General features: G+C 71.0%; 20 protein-coding genes. 16 read left to right on the top strand and 4 right to left on the bottom strand.

Annotation, left to right across the window (positions count from 1 at the left end; genetic code table 11):
• Positions 1-175 precede the first annotated feature (175 nt).
• From ACQEVU_RS01075 to ACQEVU_RS01060, 4 genes are read left to right on the top strand one after another with little or no spacing between them, the layout of a single operon-like run.
• Entirely contained in the window at positions 176-904 is a 729-nt protein-coding gene (locus ACQEVU_RS01075) for a flagellar hook capping FlgD N-terminal domain-containing protein (RefSeq protein WP_433319102.1), read from the top strand.
• A 16-nt stretch (positions 905-920) separates the two neighbouring features.
• A complete protein-coding gene (flgF, locus tag ACQEVU_RS01070) occupies positions 921-2,147 on the top strand; it encodes a flagellar basal-body rod protein FlgF (RefSeq protein ID WP_433319099.1) in 1,227 nt (408 codons plus the stop codon).
• Positions 2,148-2,163: 16 nt separating this feature from the next.
• Positions 2,164-2,448, top strand: coding sequence for a flagellar FlbD family protein (locus ACQEVU_RS01065; protein ID WP_433319096.1), 285 nt, complete (start codon positions 2,164-2,166; stop codon positions 2,446-2,448).
• 5 nt (positions 2,449-2,453) lie between these two features.
• Positions 2,454-3,227, top strand: a complete 774-nt coding sequence (locus ACQEVU_RS01060; RefSeq protein ID WP_433319093.1) for a flagellar motor protein — start codon at positions 2,454-2,456, stop codon at positions 3,225-3,227.
• Here the strand turns inward: ACQEVU_RS01060 and ACQEVU_RS01055 are convergent.
• Positions 3,224-4,134, bottom strand: a protein-coding gene (locus ACQEVU_RS01055; protein WP_433319090.1) for an IS5 family transposase whose coding sequence is annotated in 2 segments (ribosomal slippage) — positions 3,224-3,736 and positions 3,739-4,134 — 909 coding nt in all. Because the reading frame shifts where the segments join, the coding sequence is not laid out codon by codon here. The genes ACQEVU_RS01060 and ACQEVU_RS01055 overlap by 4 nt on opposite strands.
• Before the next feature lie 163 nt (positions 4,135-4,297).
• Between ACQEVU_RS01055 and ACQEVU_RS01050 the strand changes: the two genes are divergently transcribed.
• The 8 genes from ACQEVU_RS01050 (at position 4,298) to ACQEVU_RS01015 (ending at position 9,736) form a co-directional block, all read left to right on the top strand.
• Entirely contained in the window at positions 4,298-5,200 is a 903-nt protein-coding gene (locus ACQEVU_RS01050) for an OmpA/MotB family protein (protein ID WP_433319087.1), read from the top strand.
• Between the two features lie 18 nt (positions 5,201-5,218).
• The gene (locus ACQEVU_RS01045; protein ID WP_433319084.1) at positions 5,219-5,674 is read left to right on the top strand and encodes a flagellar basal body-associated FliL family protein; all 456 of its coding nucleotides are present in this window, start codon (positions 5,219-5,221) and stop codon (positions 5,672-5,674) included.
• 100 nt (positions 5,675-5,774) lie between these two features.
• Complete coding sequence (locus ACQEVU_RS01040) at positions 5,775-6,806, top strand: flagellar motor switch protein FliM (protein WP_433319081.1); 1,032 nt, start codon at positions 5,775-5,777, stop codon at positions 6,804-6,806.
• Positions 6,803-7,549 carry a flagellar motor switch protein FliN gene (fliN, locus tag ACQEVU_RS01035; protein ID WP_433319078.1) on the top strand — a complete coding sequence of 249 codons (747 nt, stop codon included), beginning with the start codon at positions 6,803-6,805 and terminating at the stop codon, positions 7,547-7,549. Before ACQEVU_RS01040 ends, fliN begins: the two co-directional genes overlap by 4 nt.
• Positions 7,550-7,566: 17 nt before the next feature.
• On the top strand, positions 7,567-7,881 hold the full coding sequence (locus ACQEVU_RS01030; RefSeq protein WP_433319076.1) for a FliO/MopB family protein: 315 nt from the start codon (positions 7,567-7,569) through the stop codon (positions 7,879-7,881).
• Between the two features lie 11 nt (positions 7,882-7,892).
• Positions 7,893-8,687 carry a flagellar type III secretion system pore protein FliP gene (gene fliP / locus ACQEVU_RS01025; protein ID WP_433319074.1) on the top strand — a complete coding sequence of 265 codons (795 nt, stop codon included), beginning with the start codon at positions 7,893-7,895 and terminating at the stop codon, positions 8,685-8,687.
• A gap of 16 nt (positions 8,688-8,703) precedes the next feature.
• Complete coding sequence (fliQ, locus tag ACQEVU_RS01020; protein ID WP_433319071.1) at positions 8,704-8,979, top strand: flagellar biosynthesis protein FliQ; 276 nt, start codon at positions 8,704-8,706, stop codon at positions 8,977-8,979.
• Positions 8,969-9,736, top strand: coding sequence for a flagellar biosynthetic protein FliR (locus tag ACQEVU_RS01015; RefSeq protein WP_433319068.1), 768 nt, complete (start codon positions 8,969-8,971; stop codon positions 9,734-9,736). Before fliQ ends, ACQEVU_RS01015 begins: the two co-directional genes overlap by 11 nt.
• Here the strand turns inward: ACQEVU_RS01015 and ACQEVU_RS01010 are convergent.
• Positions 9,705-10,814: an EscU/YscU/HrcU family type III secretion system export apparatus switch protein gene (locus ACQEVU_RS01010; protein WP_433319065.1), complete on the bottom strand. Its 1,110-nt coding sequence runs from the start codon at positions 10,812-10,814 to the stop codon at positions 9,705-9,707. The two genes, ACQEVU_RS01015 and ACQEVU_RS01010, sit on opposite strands and share 32 nt — an antisense overlap.
• Positions 10,815-10,843: 29 nt before the next feature.
• Positions 10,844-12,100, bottom strand: coding sequence for an EAL and HDOD domain-containing protein (locus tag ACQEVU_RS01005; RefSeq protein ID WP_433319062.1), 1,257 nt, complete (start codon positions 12,098-12,100; stop codon positions 10,844-10,846).
• 108 nt (positions 12,101-12,208) lie between these two features.
• Between ACQEVU_RS01005 and flhA the strand changes: the two genes are divergently transcribed.
• The 3 genes from flhA to ACQEVU_RS00990 are packed head-to-tail and all read left to right on the top strand — an operon-like array spanning position 12,209 to position 17,613.
• Positions 12,209-14,260 carry a flagellar biosynthesis protein FlhA gene (gene flhA / locus ACQEVU_RS01000; RefSeq protein WP_433319059.1) on the top strand — a complete coding sequence of 684 codons (2,052 nt, stop codon included), beginning with the start codon at positions 12,209-12,211 and terminating at the stop codon, positions 14,258-14,260.
• Positions 14,238-17,294, top strand: a complete 3,057-nt coding sequence (locus tag ACQEVU_RS00995) for a hypothetical protein (RefSeq protein ID WP_433319056.1) — start codon at positions 14,238-14,240, stop codon at positions 17,292-17,294. Before flhA ends, ACQEVU_RS00995 begins: the two co-directional genes overlap by 23 nt.
• 10 nt (positions 17,295-17,304) lie before the next feature.
• Positions 17,305-17,613, top strand: coding sequence for a hypothetical protein (locus ACQEVU_RS00990; protein WP_433319053.1), 309 nt, complete (start codon positions 17,305-17,307; stop codon positions 17,611-17,613).
• Here the strand turns inward: ACQEVU_RS00990 and ACQEVU_RS00985 are convergent.
• Positions 17,610-18,632: a hypothetical protein gene (locus tag ACQEVU_RS00985; protein WP_433319050.1), complete on the bottom strand. Its 1,023-nt coding sequence runs from the start codon at positions 18,630-18,632 to the stop codon at positions 17,610-17,612. The two genes, ACQEVU_RS00990 and ACQEVU_RS00985, sit on opposite strands and share 4 nt — an antisense overlap.
• Positions 18,633-18,994: 362 nt before the next feature.
• On the opposite strand from ACQEVU_RS00985, the gene ACQEVU_RS00980 reads away from it, so the two are divergent.
• Positions 18,995-20,125, top strand: coding sequence for an NAD(P)/FAD-dependent oxidoreductase (locus ACQEVU_RS00980; protein WP_433319047.1), 1,131 nt, complete (start codon positions 18,995-18,997; stop codon positions 20,123-20,125).
• Positions 20,126-20,198: the final 73 nt, after the last annotated feature.

Genomic DNA, 20,198 nt, shown 5'->3' with positions numbered 1-20,198 from the left:
GGACGGCCGAGCAAAGCAGCGCGGCCGAGCAAAGCAGTGCGGCCGAGCAAAGCAGTGCGGTTCACGGGAGACGCCCGGCCGCGGAGAGACGAGAGCGAACAGCAACCGTACGGACCGAACAAGGGAGTGCGCCATCACCGCCCCTACGCCGGTCGTTGGCAGCGTCGCCGACTATGTGCCGAAGACGAATGCGCCGACCACACAGCAGACCGCTCCGACCACGAAGAAGGACTCGGACCAGCCGCTCAACCCCGGTGGGGAGCTTGGCAAGGACACGTTTCTCAAACTGCTAGTGGCGCAGCTGAAGTACCAGGACCCGATGAATCCGATGGACAACACCCAGTTTCTGGCGCAGACGGCGCAGTTCACGACGGTCGAGAAGCTTAACGATCTGGCCAGTGTGCAGCAGAGCCTGCTGACCGCGCAGCTGCAGCTCGGGGCCAGCAACCTGATCGGCAAAACGGTCTCGTACGCCGACAAGGACGGCAAGGTGCAGACGGGCGTCGTGACCGCGGCCAAGTTCGACGGGACCACGCCGACGCTGCGCGTGGGCGACGCCGACATCGCGGTCTCCGACGTCAAGGAGATCAGCGCCGCCGGGGCCCAGCCGACTACGTCACAAACCGGGCAAAGGCCCCCAGCAACGCAAACCGGAACAGCACCGGCCGGGCAAACGTCACCGCCGACGCAGAGCGACCAGACGGCGCCGCCGACGCAGAGCGACCAGACAGCGCCTCCAACGCAAAGCGGCCAGACAGCGCCTCCAACGCAAAGCGGCCAGACGGCGCCGCCGACGCAAAGCGGACCGGAGCCTGGTCAGAGCCAGCCCCAGACGCAACCCCAGACACAGAACCAGAACCAGAACCAGAACGCGCCGAGCAAGCCCGCCGCCCTGGTGTCCTGAAAGGAAACCACCCCACATGCTCCGCTCACTCTTCTCCGGCATCAGCGGCCTGCGCGCGCACCAGCAGATGATGGACGTCACCAGCAACAACATCGCCAACGTCAACACCGTGGGGTACAAGGCGGCGCAGACGGTGTTCGCCGACACCCTCAGCCAGATGATGCGGTCCGCGGGCGCGCCCCAGCCGGAGCTCGGCGGCACCAACCCGGCCCAGGTCGGGCTGGGCGTGCGGCTCGCCGCGATCAACACCAACTTCGTGCAGGGCTCGGCCCAGTCGACCGGGCGGCCGACCGACGTGATGATCTCCGGCGACGGGTTCTTCGTGGTGAACTCGGTGAACGAGCAGCTGTACACCCGGGCCGGGGCCTTCAACTTCGACGCCGAGGGCAAGCTGGTGACCCCGACCGGCGCCGCCGTGCAGGGCTGGCCGGCCGCCAACGGCGTGGTCAACCAGAATGCGCCGCTGGGCGACATCCGCCTGCCGATGGGCACGCTGATCGCGCCGACCGCGACCGACGCGGTGGTCATCTCCGGCAACCTGCCGGCCAACGCGCCCGACCCGTCGTCGATCACGCGGACGATCAAGATCTATGACGTCACCGGCGGGCAGAAGACCATGTCCATGGTGTTCAAGTTCGCCAGTGGCGCGTGGACGCTGGACCTCGACGACGGCGCGGGCGGCACGCCGATCACCGGGCAGGCGCTGACGTTCACCAACGGGCAGATCACCGGCCCGACGTACACCGACGCCAACGGCGCTACCAAGATCGGCCTCCAGTGGGACCCGACCGGCACGGGTAGCAACATCGACGTGGACCTGTCGGGGCTGACGGAGTACACCGGCAGCACCACGGTGCAGCCGCTGAGCCAGAACGGTGCGCCGGCGGCGACCCTCCAGTCGTTCTCCATCAACCCGGACGGCCAGCTCGTCGGCATCTTCTCCAACGGCAACAAGCAGACCGTCGCGCAGCTGGCGCTGGCCAACTTCAACAACCCGCCCGGCCTGGAGAAGGTGGGCGACTCGCTGTACCGCTTCACGGTGAACTCCGGCCTGGCCCAGGTCAACGCGCCGGGCTCCGGCGGCCTCGGCACGCTGCAGAGCGGCTCAGTCGAGATGTCCAACGTCGACCTCGCGCAGGAGTTCACCAACCTGATCGTCGCCCAGCGCGGCTTCCAGGCGAACTCCAAGGTCATCAGCACCTCGGACGACGTGCTGCAGGAGCTGGTGAACCTCAAGCGGTAAGTCCTAGGAGGGCGCCGTGATACTGCTGACCCGCCTCAACGGCCCGGTGTTCGCGCTCAACCCCGACCTGGTCGAGCGGGCCGACTGCACGCCGGACACCGTCATCACCCTCGTCGACGGGACCAAGTACCTGGTCGCCGAGTCGTTGCCCGAGGTGGTGGCGCTCATTCGGCAGTACCGCGCCTCGGTCGTGGCCGAGGCCCAGAACCTCGTCGGGCAGACGCCCGACGAGCGCGCGGAGGCGGCGGCCGAGCGGGTCAAAGAGACCAACGTCGTCCGTCTGCACCGTCGGGAGCGCTAGGCACCATGGATCCGGCAACCCTTGTAGGCATCGTCCTCGCCTTCGTCGCGATCTTCACCGCGATGATCCTGGAGGGCGGCAGTCCCGCCTCGATCTTCCTCATCGCGCCGTTGGTGCTGGTGTTCGTCGGCACCCTCGGCGCGGCGATGGCCGGCGGCATGCTCAAGGACACGATCGGCCTGATCGACTCGTTCAAGCGGGTGCTGCTGAGCAAGTCGGCCGTGTACGACCAACTGGTCGACGACATCGTCAAGCTCGCCGAGAAGGCCCGCCGCGAGGGCCTGCTCGCGCTCGAGGACGCGATGAAGGAGGTGCAGGACCCCTTCCTGAAGAAGGGCCTGCAGCTCGCCATCGACGGCACCGACTCCGAGGAGCTCGCCGGCATCCTGGAGGCCGAGGTCGACGCGAAGAAGAAGGCCGACAAGCAGGCCGCGGCGATCTTCACGGCCATGGGCGGCTATGCGCCGACGATCGGCATCATCGGTACCGTCATCGGCCTCATCCACGTGCTGGAGAACCTCAGCGAGCCGGCGAAGCTGGGCGAGCTGATCGCGAGCGCGTTTGTGGCCACCCTGTGGGGCGTGCTGTCGGCCAACGTCATCTGGCTGCCGATGGGCGCCAAGATGAAGCGCCTGTCCGAGATCGAGTGCGGGCAGATGGAGCTGGTCATCGCGGGCATCATCAACATCCAGGCGGGCGCCAACCCGCGCCTGGTCGCGCAGAAGCTGCGCAGCCTGCTGCCCCCGGGCGCCGCCAAGGAGAAGGAGAAGGCCGCCTAGGTCGTGTCTCGTGGATCTTTGGTGAGGTCGCGTAGCCAGATCTTCATCGTGGCGATGTCGACGGTGGCCCGGAACATGTAGTCGCGTTTGTCGTACCTGGTCGCCACGGCGCGGAACTGCTTGAGTTTGTTGATGCAGCGTTCGACGGTGTTGCGCTGTTTGTAGCGTTCGCGATCGAAGTTGGGTGGCCGGCCGCCGTGGGAGCCTTTCTTGCGGCGGTTGGCCGCCTGGTCGGCCTTGACCGGGATGGTCGCGGTGATGCCCCGTCGGCGCAGGTGCGTCCGGATCGCCTTGGACGAATATGCCTTGTCGGCCAGGACGTGCCCGGGCCGGGTCCGGGGACGCCCGCGCCGGCGCTGCACTCGGATACCGGTCATCACCTGCGCGAAGCCGGTGCAGTCGGCGCGTTGCCCCGGCGTGGTGTGCCGGGAGATCGGCCGGCAGCGCCGGTCCGCGGCGAGGTGCAGCTTCGTCGTCAGCCCGCCCCGGGACCGTCCGAGGCACTCCCGGCCGCCCGATTCGTCCTTTGCTGCTTCCCCTTTTTCGGATGGTCGACGGCTGGGGCATGGCGGGCGCCGGCGGCGTGCGGGTGCGCCCGGATCGAGGAACTGTCCACGGACACGGTCCAGTCCTCGCCTTCCTCGGCGTCGCAGTCGATGCGCAGCGTGTCGCAGATCCGCATCCAGGTGCCGTCGATAGCCCAGCGACGTTTTCGCTGGTAGACCGTCTTCCACGGGCCGAACCGCTCGGGGAGGTCCCGCCAGGTGATCCCAGTGCGTTCCCGGAACAGGATCGCCGAGACCACCGTGCGGTGGTCCCGCCAGCGACCACCACGCGGTGGATCAGGCGGCAGCAGCGGCTGCAGCAACGCCCATTCCTCATCAGTCAGCTCATGCCGTCGAGACACAGCCGTCTATTTACCGCATCCGACACCGATGATCCACGAGACACGCCCTAGCCTCCCGCACCGCGCCACACCGCCCCGGCAACCGTCCGGCACTCACGTGTCGGACGGTTGGGCCGATCTCAACCCCGACGGCGTTACAGCAAGCCAAAAGGGGGGCCGCCGGATGAGTGGTGGTGGACACGCGGCGAAGGCCGGCGCGCACGCCAAGCACAAGAAGGGCGGCCACGAGGAGGAAGAGCACGAGAACCACGAGCGGTGGCTGGTCTCCTACGCCGACATGATGACCCTGCTCATGGTCCTGTTCATCGTCCTGTTCGCCATCTCCCAGGTCGACCAGAAAAAGTTCAACGAACTCAAGAACGGCCTCGCCGTCGGGTTCGGCAACCCCTCCGTCGCCTTCAACGGCGGCGAAGCCAACCTCCTGGAATCCTCCGACTCCAACTCCCCCATGGACCTCTCCTCCGGCATCGGCGGCACCACCAGCGACGCCACCGCCATCCAGGAAGCCGTCCAAGCCAAAGAACGCGCCCAAGCCTCCCGACGCCAGGCCGCCGCCCAGGCCGAAGTCCACAACTTCGACAAGATCAAACAACAGATCACCGACGCCCTCACCAAACAGGGCCTCCAGGACCAGGTCCAGTACTCCATCGACGAACGCGGCCTCATCGTCACCATCGTCACCAGCAACATCGTCTTCAACGGCAACGAAGCCGACCTCCTCACCGACGGCCGGAACATCATCGACAGCATCGGCCCCGCCATCGCCGGCCTGCCCAACAAGATCGAAATCGACGGGCACACCAACCAGCTCACCGGCGGCACCGGCAACTACCCCTCCGGCTGGGAACTGTCCACCGCCCGCGCCTCCGCCGTCCTGCGCATGCTGCACACCGACGCCGGCATCGCCGAAACCCGCCTGCAAGCCACCGGCTTCGCCGACACCAAACCCCTCTACCCCGCCACCGACCCCCGCGCCACCACCCGCAACCGGCGCGTCGAAGTCATCGTCCTGTCCACCCTGCCGGCCGACACCCGGGCGCTGCTGCCCTCGGCCACCACCAGCTGACCGGGGAGGTAACCCACCATGGCCAAAGACGACAAGACCACCGAGGACGCCCCGGCCAAGGGCGGCAAGAAGAAGCTCATCATGATCATCGCGATCGCGCTGGCCGCCCTCATCGGCGGCGGCGCCGGCGGGTACATGATCTTCGCACCCAAGAAGGCCACCGCCGAGCCGCCCCCGACGCCCGGCGTGGTCTCGGTACTGGACGCGATCACGATCAACCTCGCCGACGGGCACTACCTGAAGCTCAAGATGACCCTGCAGGCCACCACCGACGCCGCCGAGGCCCCGGACGGCAGCAAGGCCCTCGACATCGCCATCGAGCTGTTCAGCAACCGGGACCAGGCCGGGCTGCTGACCTCCGACGGGCGCGACAAGGCCAAGAAGGAGCTCGTCGCGAAGGTCGTGAAGGCCTACACGGTGGAGAAGAAGAAAGAGGTCATGGACGTGTACTTCACCACCTTCGTGATCCAATAGGTCAGAGGCGGGGCGGACCTGAGGGGTTTCCGAGGAAACCTTCAGGTCCGTTTCGGCCGTTTTACGTCAACCTGCACCCGAAAAGACCGATGGTAAGAGAGTGACGCAGTCAACGTCCGCGACCGGCAGCGGCCGCACGCCCGGCAGGATGAGCCGGCGCGGCGGCAAGAGCTCCGGCCCGGAGCCGTATGACTTCCGTCGCCCGACCAAGCTCTCCCGGGAGCACATCCGGACCCTCCAGATCGCCTACGAGACCTTCGCCCGCCAGTACGCCACGCTGCTGACCACGAGCCTGCGCGCCGTGAGCCAGATCAGCCTGATCTCCATCGAACAGCTCACCTACGCCGAGTACATCAGCGGCCTGTCCAGCCCGACGGTCGTCGCGATGTTCTCCATCGATCCCCTGCCCGGCACCGCCATTCTGGAGTTCTCCCTGAGCACGGCCATGGCCTGCATCGACCACATGCTGGGCGGCCCCGGCGGCCCGCAGCCACAGCGCCCGCTGAGCGACATCGAGATGCCGTTGCTGCACGGCCTCATCGACCGCACGCTCGGCGAGCTGCGCTATGCCTTCGAGGGCATCGTGGCGCTGCGGCCGCAGATGACGACCATCGAGTACAACCCCCAGTTCGCCCAGGCGGGTGCCACCTCCGACGCGGTGGTGGTGTCGTCGTTCGAGATGCGGGTCGGCACCGAGGAGTGCGTCGCGACGATCTGCCTGCCGTTCGGCTCGATCTTTCCTAAGCTGCAGGGCGAGCGCGGCGAGGGTGTGCTCACCGAGGCCCAGCGTGCCGCGCGCGAGGCCGCGTACCGCAACGTGGTGGCCGGACTGGAGGGTGCGCCGATCGAGGTCTCCGTGCGCTTCCAGCCGGTGCGGATGCACCCCGCCGACCTGATCGGCCTGCAGCCCGGAGACGTGGTGCCCCTGGCGCACTCCACGTCGACGCCGCTGGCGGTCGTCACGGCGGACATCACGTTCGCCCACGCGGTGCCCGGCGCGCAGGGCAACCGGATGGCCTGCCTGGTGGTGCCGAGCCCCCAGCCGGGCCAGCGCCCCACGCAGCGCCCCACCAGTCAGGGCCTAGCCGGCCAACTCGGCATGAGCAGCCGCGCTGAGGAGAGCAGCCGATGACCATCGCCACCAACGAGGCCTTGCTGGCCCGGGCGGAGGCGGCCGCCCAGGCCGCCGTGGCGCTGCTGCCCGCCAGCTCGCCGCTCTCCGTCGGTGCGCCCACGCAGAACGTCGACGAGCTCGGCGTCTCCGGGCAGGCCGTCCGGGCCCGCTTCACCGGGGCCGCGCAGGGCGAGGTCGCCATCGTCGTCACGCAGGACCTCGTCGAGGCGCTGGCCAACTCCCCCATGGGCAGCCTCGACCTCAGCCAGGCCGTGCGGCCCGCCCTGGAGGCCGCCGCGGCCGTCCTCGGACCCGTGGTGGTCGACCCGGGCGAGCTGCTCGAGCCGGCCCAGGCCCTGGGGGAGCTCGTCGCCGCGGGCGGCGTGCTGGTGCCCCTCGTCGCCGACGAGCTCGGCGTGCAGGCCGCGGTCGGCCTGGCCGTGGCCGCGGAGGTGATGGGCGGCCAGGGTGGCGGCGCGGAGGCGCCCGAGCGCGAGCGCGGCCGCAGCGGGCCGCCGGCGTTCGACCTGCTGCACGACGTCGAGATGGAGGTCACAGCCGAGCTCGGGCGCACCCGCATGAGCGTGCGCGAGCTGCTGTCGCTGGCCCCCGGCGCGGTGATCGAGCTCGACCGCGCCGCCGGTGGCCCGGCCGACCTGCTCGTCAACGGCCGGCTCATCGCACGCGGCGAGGTGGTCGTGATCGATGAGAACTTCGGCATCCGGATCACCGAGATCGTCGGCCCGAGCGACCGGGCCTAGCGGACGGCGATACGACGATGATCGAACTGGTGTTGCGCGTTCTGTGCTCACTCACCGTAGTCTTTGCGATACTCTGGGCGCTTACGCGGCTGGTCCGGCGCCCGCTCGGCAGCCGCGGCGGGGGAACGGTCACCGTGGTAGCACGCCAGCAGCTCAGCCGTGGGTCGTCGGTCGCGGTCGTGAAGGTCGCCGATCGGGCGCTCGTGCTCGGCGTGAGCGACGCCGGCGTCTCGCTGCTCGCCGATGCCGACGCCGACCTGTTCCCGGAACCGCAGCCGGCGCAGAACCCGGTCGGGCAGGCCCTCAAACGGTTCCGGACGGGGCCCGCGTGAACCGGCTCAGCATGAAGCGGTTTTTCGCGACGGTACTGCTGATGCTCGCCCTGGTGCTCCTGGCCTCCCCGGGCGTCGCGCAGGCCGTACCGACCCCGAAGCCCCCGGCCCCGCCGACCGCGCCCGTGGTCGACGGCTCGCCGGACGGCAGCGTCAACATCGACGTCAACGGCGTGAAGCCGAGCCAGTCGATCACGATCCTGGTCGCGCTGACCCTGCTGTCGGTGGCGCCGGCGCTGCTGCTGACGATGACCTCGTTCACGAAGATCTTCGTCGTGCTCAGCATCACCCGCAACGCGCTCGGGCTGAGCAACGTCCCGCCCAACCAGGTGCTGGCCGGCCTGGCCCTGTTCATCAGCCTGTTCATCATGTCGCCGACGCTGTCGGACGTGAACAGCCAGGGCGTGCAGCCCTACCTCAAGGGCGAGAAGACGCAGTCCGTGGCGTTCAAGGACGGCTCGGCGCCGTTGCGCACGTTCATGCTCAAGCAGACGCGCAAGGACGAGATCGCGCTGTTCACCAAGATCTCCGACCGCCCCGCGCCGAAGAACAAGAACGACGTGCCGATGACCACGCTCATCCCGGCGTTCGTGCTCTCCGAACTGCGGGCCGCCTTCATCATCGGCTTCGTCGTGTACATCCCGTTCCTGGTGATCGACATGGTGGTCTCCGCCGCGCTGATGTCGCTCGGCATGATGATGCTGCCGCCGGTGACGATCGCCCTGCCCTTCAAACTCCTGCTGTTCGTGCTGGTCAACGGGTGGGGGCTGATCCTCACCGCGCTGGTCGCCAGCTATCGCGGCTGATCCGAGGTACCGAATCATGACCGACACCAAAATCATCGAGCTCGCCGTGCAGGCCATGACCATCGCCGCGAAGCTCGGCGGCCCGATCCTGCTCACGTCGCTGATCGTCGGCTTCGCGGTCTCACTGTTCCAGTCGGTGACCCAGATCCAGGAGAGCACGCTGTCCTTCGTGCCGAAGGCGGCCGCCATCGGGGCCGCGCTCATCCTCGCCGGCAACTGGATGCTGCACGAGATGGTGGCGTACACCGAGCAGCTGTACGCCCAGATCCCGGCCCTCATCAATGGCGCTTGAGCTCTCGCTCAACACCGTCATCGCGATCCTGCTCGCGTCGGTGCGCGCCGGCGTCTGGCTCGCGCTGTGCCCGCCGTTCAGCAACCGCGGCACCCCGGCGACGGTGAAGGGCCTGCTGTCGATCGCCATCGCCCTGCCGCTCGCCCCGAAGCTGGCCGCGCAGGTACCGCCGCAGATGTCGACGCCCTTCCTCGTCGCCAGCGCCGTCGAGCAGGCCGCGGTGGGCGCGGCCCTGGCGTTCCTGACCATGCTGATCTTCGCCGCGACCCAGGTTGCCGGCAACCTCATCGACATGGTCGGCGGCTTCACGCTGGCGTTCGCGTTCGACCCGTTCTCCCTGCAGGGCAACGCGATCTTCGGCCGGTTCTACGGCCTCATCACCATGGCCATCATGTACGCCACCGACGCCCACCAGCTGATCCTGCGCGGCTTCACGCAGTCGTACACCGCCATCCCCCTCGACGGCACGATGTCCGTCAACCACTTCACGCAGCTGGTGACCACCGGCACCGGCGAGATGTTCCTGGCCGGACTGCAGATCGCGGCCCCGCTCGTCGGCATCATGCTGGCCGTCGACGTCGCGCTGGGCCTGCTGACCCGCGCCGCCCCGGCGCTCAACCCGTTCTCGTTCGGCTACCCCGCGAAGATCCTCTTGACCCTGACGGTGGCCGGCACGGCGATGATGCTGCTGCCCAACGCGATGGCGAACCTGACGGACCGCTCGCTCACCCTGCTCCTGCGCCTCCTGGGAGGCTAGCCGGCCCGAGCACGTTCGTGTGTACGCCGGCCGCGGAGCCCTTCGACTTCAGCAGCATGATGAAGGCGAGGACGCGCGCGACGGCGCCGAAGAACTGGGGCGGGATCTCGTCGCCCAGCTCGCACGCGGCGAACAGGGCGCGGGCCAGCGGCGCGTCCTGCACCAGCGGTACACGATGCTCGGTGGCGATCTCGCGGATCTTTGCGGCGACGAGGTCCGCGCCCTTGGCCACGACGCGCGGCGCGCCCTTCTCCGGCTCGTAGCGCAGGGCCACCGCGACGTGCGTCGGGTTCACCACCACGACGTCGGCCTTCGGCACGTCGGCCATCATGCGGCTGCGGGCCATCGCGTGCTGGCGGGCCCGGATCTGGCCCTTGACGTGCGGGTCGCCCTCGGACTTGCGCTGCTCCTCCTTGACCTCCTCCTTGGACATCCGCAGCTGCTTGTTGACCCTTCGCCGTACCACCGCGTAATCCGCCGCGGCGAGCACCAGGCCGGTGGCCGCGGCGATCTGGATGACGTGCAGGACGGTGCCCCCGACCAGGCCGATGACGGTCGGCAGCGGCACCGCCGTCGCCGACAGCAGCGCCGGCACGAGGCTCTGCATGGAGTTGTAGACGACCGCGCCCAGCACGAGGACCTTGAACAGCGACTTGACCGCCTCCCACAGGGCCGGGCCGCCGAACGTCTTCTTCAGGCCGCTGAACGGGTTGAGCCGCTTGAAGTCGGGCTTGAACATCTTCGTCGCCGGCCGCAGGCCGCCCTGCGCGGCGGTGGCCAGGATGGCGAACGCGAACAGCCCGACGGTGAGCGGGGCGGCGATGACCGCCATGTCCTTGGCGCCCTCCTTCACCAGCTGGAGGGCCTTCTCGGGCTCGGGGTCGACGAACGCCTGGGTGGCCCGCACGAACAGCTCGTGCGTGCGGTTCACCGTCTGGCGGGCCATCCACGGGATGATCAGGCTGGCGAGCAGGACGCCGCCCCACGCGCCGAGGTCCGGCGTGCGCGCCCGGGTGCCCTCGCGGCGCGCCTGCCGCTTTTTCTGCTCGGTAGGCTGCTCGGTCTTCTCGCCGGCCATCGGCTACGCCGTCTTCCTTCCGGCCGTCGCTAGGCCAGGCCGCTGCCGAGCGCGCCCTCGATCGTCTTCATCGACCAGCCCACCGCGGACAGGTACGCCTTGGCCAGCTCGCTGGAGGAGACCGGCGACACGGACAGGGCCTGCTCGTCGGCGAGCTCGTAGGCCCGCACCACGGCGAGGACCTGGCCGAGCCGGCCGTGGCCGTCGACGAGCGCCTCGACGACCTCGACGGTCAGCGGCAGCCGCGACGCGATCTCGGCGATCGGCTCGGAGATCAGCTCGGCCACGCCGGCCAGCAGCCCGACCGTGAACGCCGCCTCGCCGGACAGCCCGAGGCGCTCGGCGACGGTCTGGCACAGCCGCGCCCGCGCCATCGTGCTGGACAGCTGCTCCTCGCTGGCCGACTCGGCGACGTCGCTGACGAGCATGAGCGCGGCCCACTGCCGGATCTTCGCCGAGCCGAGCAGCACGACCGCGTCGCGCACGGAGGCGACCTTGCGCGGCAGGCCGCTGGCCGCGGAGTTCGTCGCGCGCAGCACGCGGTAGGACAGGGCCGGGTCGCTCTGCACGATGGCGACGACCTTCGCGAGGTCGGCGTCCTCGGCCGTCACCGCGCCGAGCAGCTCCAGGCGGCGCAGCCGGGACGGGGACAGCGCGACCGCGCTGAGCACCTGCGGCCGCCCGACCGCGTAGCCCTGCAGCAGATCGAAGCCGAACCGCTTCGCCAGCAGGATGTGCTCCTCGGTCTCGAGGCGCTCGGCGACGAGCTTCACGCCGGGGTACCGCCGGCACTGCTCGACCACGACGGCCAGCTCGTCCGGCTCCCGGATCAGCAGGTCCAGCTTCACGTAGGCGGCCAGGCCGAGCAGGCGCTCGTGGCCGAGGCCGAAGACGAAGTCGTCCAGCGCGATCTCGTACCCCTGCTCGACGAGCCGGGCCGTGCCCGACAGCACCGCGGCGTCGATCTCGACCGTCTCCAGGATCTCGAGGATCGCGTGGTCGGGGTCGAACGGCAGCGGCAGGTCGCCGACGAGGAACTCGCGGGTGAGGTTGATGAAGCACTTGCGCCCGCCGACCAGCTGCTCCAGCCCGAACTCGGTGAACGCGTTGACGATGACCTGGCTGGTGGCGTACGAGCTGCGCCGGGTGGCCTCGCGATCGTCGGCCGCACCGCGGAAGAGCAGCTCGTAGCCCACGACGTGCCCGCCCCAGTCGTAGATGGGCTGGCGGCCGATGTGCACGAGCTGGGTGGAGTCGGTGCGGGAGGGGGTTGTTGCGGGCTGCACGTCCCCAACGATCGGCACCGGGCGCTGCAACCCAAGGAAAACCCTCAGAACTACCCGGATGGCACCGATCAGGGGGACAGCGACCGAGGGAGAGAGGAACTGCACACGGTGCCGAAGCGCCTTTCGCAGTACATCGTGCCGATCGGCATCGTCCTGATCATCCTCATGATGGTCGTGCCGCTGCCGTCGTTCATCCTCGACACGCTCATCGCCGCGAACATCACCCTGGCGTTGGTCATCGTCCTGGTCAGCATGTACGTGAAGCGGCCGCTCGAGTTCTCCTCGTTCCCCTCGCTGCTGCTCATTGCGACGCTCTTCCGGCTGGCGCTGAACATCAGCGCGACCCGGCTCGTGCTCACCAACGGATTCGCCGGTCACGTCATCGACGCGTTCGGCCACTTCGTCGTCGGCGGCTCGCTCATCGTCGGCCTCGTCATCTTCCTGATCCTGTTCATCATCCAGTTCATCGTCGTCACCCGCGGCGCCGAGCGCGTCGCCGAGGTCGGCGCGCGGTTCACCCTCGACGCGATGCCCGGCAAGCAGATGGCGATCGACGCCGACCTCAACGCCGGCCTGATCGACGAGGGCACCGCGCGCAAGCGGCGCTCCGAGATCACGTCCGAGGCGAGCTTCTACGGCGCGATGGACGGTGCGTCGAAGTTCGTCAAGGGCGACGCCATCGCCGCCATCATCATCACGGTCGTCAACCTCGTCGGCGGCTTCGCGATCGGCATGCTGCAGCGGGGGCTGTCGCCGCAGGACTCGATCTCGACGTACTCGCTGCTGTCCGTCGGCGACGGCCTGGTCTCGCAGATCCCGGCCCTGCTGCTGTCGGTGGCGACCGGCCTCATCGTGACCCGCTCGGCCAACGACGGCGACATGGGCACGACGGTGAGCCGCCAGCTCAGCCAGAACCGCCGGGCGCTGCAGATCGGCGGCGGCGCGGCGCTGGCCCTGTGCCTGGTGCCCGGCCTGCCGAAGCTGCCGTTCCTGCTCGCCGGCGGCGCCGCGGTCATCATCGCGATGCGCCTGCCGAAGCGGGCCGAGCCCTCCGACGAGGAGCAGGCGGCCATCGCGCAGGCGGAGGCCGAGGCCCAGCCGACGGACCCGACGGAGGCGCTGCTCGGCGAGATGCGCGTCGACCCGCTCGAGCTCGCGCTCGCCCCGGACCTCGTCGACCTCGTCGACACCAGCGGCGGCGACCTGCTGGAGCGCGTCCGCGCGCTGCGCCGCAAGGTCGCCCTCGAGCTCGGCATCGTGATGCCACCCGTGCGCACGCGCGACGACCTGGAGCTGCCCCTGTCGACGTACGTGGTGCGCATCAGCGGCGTCGAGGTCGGCCGCGGCCAGGCGCCGCCGGGCACGGTGCTCGCGATCGGCGAGGGCCTGGACTTCCTGCCCGGCCGCGCCGGCATCGAGCCGGTCTTCGGCCTGGCCGGCAAGTGGGTGCCGGCCGAGCTGCGCCACCAGGCCGACCTCACCGGCGCCACGGTCGTCGACCGGGCGTCGGTCATCATCACGCACCTGGCCGAGATCGTGCGCGTCCACGCGTCGCGGCTGCTCGGCCGCGAGGACGTGCGCGCGCTGACCGAACTCGTCAAGCGCAGCCACCCGGTCGTCGTCGAGGAGCTCACCCCGTCGACGCTCAGCCTCGGCCAGATCCAGCGGGTGCTGCAGGGCATGCTCGACGAGGGCGTGCCGATCCGCGACCTCGTGCGCATCTTCGAGGCACTGTCGATGCAGGCCAAGCAGTCCACCGACCCCGACGCGCTGCTGGAGGCGGCCCGCGCCTCGCTCGGCGCGGCGATCGCCAACCGCTATTCGCACGACGGCATTCTCACCGCCATCACGCTCGACCCGCGGCTGGAGCAGCAACTGCTGGAATCGATCCGCCCGACCGATGTCGGCCTGCAACTGCTCATCGACACGGCCCGCGCCGAGTCGATTATCGCCGACTTCGAGCGCCTGACCGAACAGGGCGAGGAACGCGGCGTAAGCCCCGTTGTCGTCTGCTCTCCGCAACTGCGCACGCCGCTACGCCGGCTGGTCCAGATAGGACTTCCGCGTTTGCCGGTTTTGTCGTACTCAGAGATCGCCGGGAGTACGCTGCGAATTGAGACTATTGGGGTGGTGAACGGTGCCTACCCGGTTGCTGCTTGAGGGTCGTGACCTCGAAGAACTGCTCGCGCAAGTCCGCGACGAGCACGGGCCCGACGCTGTCATCATCTCGGCCGAAAAGGTCCGCTCCGGTGGTGTCGGCGGCCTTTTCGGCACCCAAAAATATGAGCTGACCGTCGAGGTCCCCGACGCCGGAGAATCCGTTCCCGCCGCCGTTGACCCAACTCAATCATCCGCGGCCGCACCCGACCAAGCCGACACGCCGAAACGCACCATCAGCATCGAGGATCTGGCCGCAATGGCCGACGCCGCGGAGCGCCGCGGCGAAAACCCGACGGCGGCCGCCGCATTCGCGGATCTGCTCGCGGATGCGCAGCAGAAAGAACAGCAGACCCCCGCCTCGGTACACCAGGAACGCCCCGCATTCCACCACGAGCGCCCGGCCACGGCCGCCGATGCGCTCAACCGCCTGCTGGGCGGCGACCGTCCGCCCACAAAGGACTCCGACACGGCGGCCCCGTCGGTGCGCCCCTTTCGCCCCGGCGCCGACCAGCCCGTGGCGAAGCTCGGCATGCGTCAGGTGGTCACTCCCCCGCCGCCTCCCGGCTCTGCTCCCGCGGCCAAGCCGGCCGCCGCCACCGGGTTGCCCACCGCTCGCCCGCCGGCCGTGACGCAGCCCGCCGCTCCCGCGCAAGGACCACCCGCGGCTCCGGCGAAGGGACAGCCCGCGGCTCCGGCGAAGGGCAAGGGCGCGGCCGCACGCTCGTCCGCTCCGGCCCCTGCCGCGACGCCACCACCGCCCGCCGCATCCGCTCTTCCGTCGCCGCAGTCGGCACCGCCCCAGGCCCCGATGCCGCCGCAGTCCGCGGCGCCGCAGGGCCCGGCGGCACCGCGATCGGCAACGCCCCCGCGCAGCGCGACGCCGCCGATCGACCCGCCGCGCACCGCTGCACCGAACCTGCCGTCACTCACCCAGACGCCGTCGTCTTCCGTAACCGGGGGGGCCACGGACGCCCCGACCACCGGCGTGCCCGCGGCCGGCGGTCCCGTGAACGGCGGGCCGGCGGCCGGTGGTCGCATGACCGGTGGTTCGCCCTCGGCCGCCGCCCTCCAGCGCGCCGCCGCCCAGTACGCCGCCGCCTCCGCGCCGGCCACGCCACCAAACACCGGCGCCTCGAACGCCACCACCGTGCCGAACGCCCCCGCGCGCGGCGCTGCGGGCCCGGATGCCGCATCGGCGGGCGCCGGACCCAGTGGCGAGGCAGCCGGCGCGATGGCCGCCGGACCGGGCGCCGGCTTCGCACCCGGCCTCGGGGTGACCGAGCCCGTGGTACCGACCTGGACCCCGGCGACACCGCCGGTCATCCAACCCGACGTTGCGGTCCCCGACGATGTGGACTGGAGCGAGCTCGACCGGCTCGAGAGCCCGGACTGGGACCTACCGGCCGCCGCCGAATGGCCCGCCGACGACGCCTGGTCCGCGGCACAGCAGTGGGGCTCGCGGGCCGCCGCAGCCTGGGATCCTCCGCCGCCGCCGAGCCGTGGCGGCCCACCGCCCCCAGGCAACTGGGGCGACCCGTCGGCCCCGGGGAACTGGAGCGACCTCACGGCCGCCGCAAACTGGGACCGCCCACCGGCGCCCGGCACCTGGGGCGAACCCCCGGTCTCGGGCGGCTGGGGCCAACGACCCGTCTCCGGCGGCTGGCACCAGGGCGGATGGACGCAGCCGCCCAGCCTGCGCACCTGGGCCCCGACCGCGGCACCATCGGGCTGGGGGCCGCCGCCGCCCGCCGGAACACCGATGCCGACCGGCGCCGCCCTGCAGGGCGCGGCCGGCCGGGGCGTACCGGGCCGGACCCCACCGGGCCACACGGGCCTGTACGGACACGGCGGCATGCCCGGCAACGCATACGCCGAACCAAGCGCACTCGACAAACCAAGCGCCCTCGACAAACCAAGCGCACTCGACAAACCAAGCGCACTCGACAAACCGAGCGTGTTCGGCGAACCGGCCGCATTCGGCGCGGCGACCGGATATCGGGGATCGCCCGGACGCGGCGCGACCACACTGCGCGGGGTCACCGGCGGGGCGTTCCCGCGCGACCCGGTCCCCCCGCCGCCGGCCTGGACCGGCGGGGCGCGCCCGACCGGGCCGCCGGGCCCGGACGCCACGCCGTTCGAGCACACCGACCACGCGCCATCTGGATTCAACCGTTCCGAGCCGGCCTCGTTCCGGCCTACCGATTCCCGGCAGGAGTCCCTAATGCCTGTTGAAGCGACCGCCACGGTGGAAAAACCGCGTACCCCGCCCGCGAGCGAACGCCTCGCCGGCGCCTACGCACAGCAAGCCTCGGCGCCGTCCATCGCGGCCGCCGAGGCCGCCGCGGCCATGGCTGAGAAGGCCGAGCGGCCCGATCGGCCGCCGGCCGCGCCTGGACTGTCGCGCAAGCTGCAGTCTCTTGGCGTACCGACGGATATTGCGGTTCGCGCGACGAACGGCGACACCTACGGCGCCATCGTCGAGGCGTTCACCGCGCTGCCCGTCGCCGAGCCGGCGCCGGACGCGCCGGGCGAAACGCTCATCGTGGTCGGCGAGTCCACGCACGCCATGGACGTGGCGCGGTTCGTCGCCGAGACGCAGCGCCTGGACGCCGAGCACATCCTGTTCGCCGGGCGCAACGCCGCGGCGGCGGGCATCGACGGCAAGCGGCGCATCACCGGCGCGCACGACGCGCGGCTGTGGGCGAAGAAGCTGCGCAAGTCCGACGCGCCGAGCGTGGTCGCGGTCGAGGCGGCGCTGGACGAGTCCAACTGGGCGGCGGCGATCGTCGAGGCGGTACGCCCGGTCGCGGTCTGGGTCGTCGTCGACGCGAGCCGCAAGACCTCGGACGTCGCGCACCACCTGCAGGGCCTGCGCCGCGTGGACGCGATCTGCCTGCGCGGCACCGGCTCCAGCGGCGACCCGGCCAGCCCGCTCTCGCTGCGCGTGCCGGTGGCGCTGCTGGACGGCCGCCCGTCCACGCCGTTCCAGTGGGCCGCGATGCTCTGCGAGCGGCTGAGCCTGGTGGGCGGCTGACGTGCTCGGGATGGCGCGGTTCTCGACGCTGTTCCTGGCGTTGGTGATCGCGTCCCCGGCGCTCTACGCGGGCTTCGTCACGCATCAGCTCGACCAGAAGACGGCGCTGCTGCGGCTGCTCATCGCGGTGCCCGTGGCCGCCGTGATGCTGGGCATCTTCCGCATGATCACGCGGGGGTACGGCCGGAAGCCCGACGACGAGAAACCCCGCAAGCCGGCGGGGGGCGCCGAGCCGGCCCGCGCCGGCGACGAGCCGCTGCGCGCGGAGGCGACCGCCGGCGAGCCCTTCCCGCAGCGCCGGGCCGAGGACCAGTCCTAAATGTCGTTGGAGGATCGGCTGCGCAGCCCGTAGCGGGCCGCGACCGGGTTCCACACGCCCAGGAAGCGGGCCTTGGCGTCGCTCGCGTTCTGCGACTGCCGCTGCGCCTCGTCGTAGTAGCTCTGACCGCCGCCGTTGCAGCCGCTGGCCTGCTCGGCCTGCCCCCACGGCACGAAGCTGCGGTCGGCGGCGAGCGAGAAGCCCAGCGCCTCCTTGAGCATGGACCGCACCTGCTCGCCCTCCGGGATGGCGGAGAGGTCGAAGCGGGCCACGCTGTCGATCTGCGACTGCCGCTCGGTGCCGACGGTCTGCATGTCGGAGATCGCCTTCTCGATCAGCGTGCACTTGTTGACCAGGTCGATCGCCGCGTTGAGCTTGGTCCGGCTGGAGATGCTCGCGTCGAGCAGCGCGTCGACCGCCGCCGCCTGCGCCTTCGGGTCCCCGGCCGGCGTGGTCGTCGCGGCCGCCGGGGTCGTCTGAACCGCCGCCGGCGTGGTGTTGGCCGGCCCCGCCCCGCCGCCCTGCGTGGTCGCGACGTTCGTGGGCCCCGGGCCGGCGGTGCCGCTCGTGCCCCGCAGGCGTACCACGGCAATCACCGTGCTGGCGATGACCAGCACGACGACGATGACGGTCAGCGGCAGCAGCGCGCGGGTGCGGGCGGGCTTCAGCGGCTGGTAGTACCCCGGCTGCGGCGACCCGGAGATCGGCGTCACCGAGATCGGCTGCGGCGACACCGGCATGCCCGGGTAGGGCGCCCCGCCCGACACGGGCGGCAGCTGCGGATACCCGCCGGTGGGCACCTGCTGGTATCCCCCGGTCGGGAACTGCTGCGGGTACGCGGCCGGCGGCGCCTGCTGCGGGTACGCGGCCGGCGGCGCCTGCTGCGGATACGCCCCGCTGGGGAACTGCTGCCCCGGGTTCGGTGGCGGCGGCCACTGCCCGTTCTGGAAGGGCATGGCCGGGCCCGGCTGCGCCATGACCCCCGGATCGGAGATCGGGTTCACGTCGTACGCCGTCACGGGCGATCCCGGGTATGCACCCGCCGCGGGCGTCAACGACGAGCCGCAGTTCGAGCACTGCGTCGCGGCCGCGTCGTTGCCCGGAAAGAAACAGATCGGGCAGGGCATGGGTCTGAGCCTATCCAGCGCCCACAACCGCGGGGAACCACCGAGCGTTCCGCGTCGTCCACCAAAGGCCGATCCTGTCCCCCGTCAGGACGGACCGCGCTCATTCGGACGGATGGTGCGTTCCGTCAATCGTTGCCGGGACCGCGGCACCGGCCGCAGGCCCGGGCCGCTGAGCACGGCGTTCGCCTCGGCCGCTGGATTGGCGGCCTTCGCGATTGCCCCGCGTGCCGGGCGCCGCGTGAGATCCTCGGACCATGGATGGCGGCGACGAGCGGTTCGACGTCGTGGTGGTGGGCGCGGGCCCGGCCGGCTCAGCGGCCGCGCTCGCGGCCCGACGCGCCGGCGCGACGGTCCTGCTGCTGGACAAGGCGTCGTTCCCGCGCGACAAGCCGTGCGGCGACGGCATCGCCCCGCACGCGCTGGACGTCGCGCGCGAGCTGGGCGTGACGGGCCTCGCCGACGGCTACGCCCCGGTGCCGTCGCTGCGCCTGGTCGGCCCGGGCGGCGGCGCGGTGGCGCGCCGGCACGCCCGCCCGGCGTACACCATCCCGCGCCTGGTCTTCGACCACCGCCTCGTGGAGGCGGCCGTGCGCGCGGGCGCGGTGCTGCGCCGCCACGCCGTGCGCCACATCGAGGACCGCGGCGACCACGTGCTGGTCGACGGCGCCATCCGCGCGGGGGCGGTCGTCGGGGCCGACGGCGCGTACTCGCTCGTGCGCCGCACCCTCGGCCACGCCCCCAACGCCCCCGGCCACCTGGCCCTGGCCATCCGCGGCTACGCGACCGCGCCGGACCTGCCACCCGAGCAGCGCATCGTGACGACGCCGGCGGGCTGGCCCGCGTACGCCTGGGCCTTCCCCATCGGCGACGGCCGCGCCAACATCGGCTACGGCGAGGTACTGCGCGGCCGTTCCCTGTCCCGCGCCTACCTCCTGGAACGCCTGGCCACCCTGCTGCCCGACGTGGACACCGCCGGCGCCCTCGCGCTGCGCGCCCACCACCTGCCGCTGTCGACCCGCCGCCCCCCACCCGCCCACGGCCGCCTCCTGCTGGCCGGCGACGCGCTGTCGCTCATCAACCCGTTCACGGGCGAGGGCATCTTCTACGCGGTGCTCTCAGGCGCCCTGGCCGGCGCCGCGGCGGCCCACGGCGACGCCCCCGCTCCTCGCTACCGCGCCGCCCTGCGCCGCCGCCTCGCCCGTCACCTGCGCCATTCGCGCGCGGCCGCGGCGCTGAGCTCGCAGCGCTGGATCGTCGACGCCGCGGTACGCGCCGCGGACCGCGACCAGCGCGTGTTCGACGCGCTGATCGAGCTCGGCCTGGGCGACGGCCTCTTGGGCCCTTACACGCTGGCGTCGGTCGCGGCCGCCGTTCCCCGTCGCTGACGCCTTCGCCGTTGTTCGTCCACATCGGACTCCGCACTCCCGCACCGGCCTGACGGACCGGCGCGCCGCTCCC

This window comes from Dactylosporangium sp. CA-139066 (assembly GCF_050936175.1).
Taxonomy (GTDB): domain Bacteria; phylum Actinomycetota; class Actinomycetes; order Mycobacteriales; family Micromonosporaceae; genus Dactylosporangium.
The sequence above is the reverse complement of the archived record's forward strand: the minus strand, read 5'-3'. Positions and strand labels throughout refer to the sequence as shown.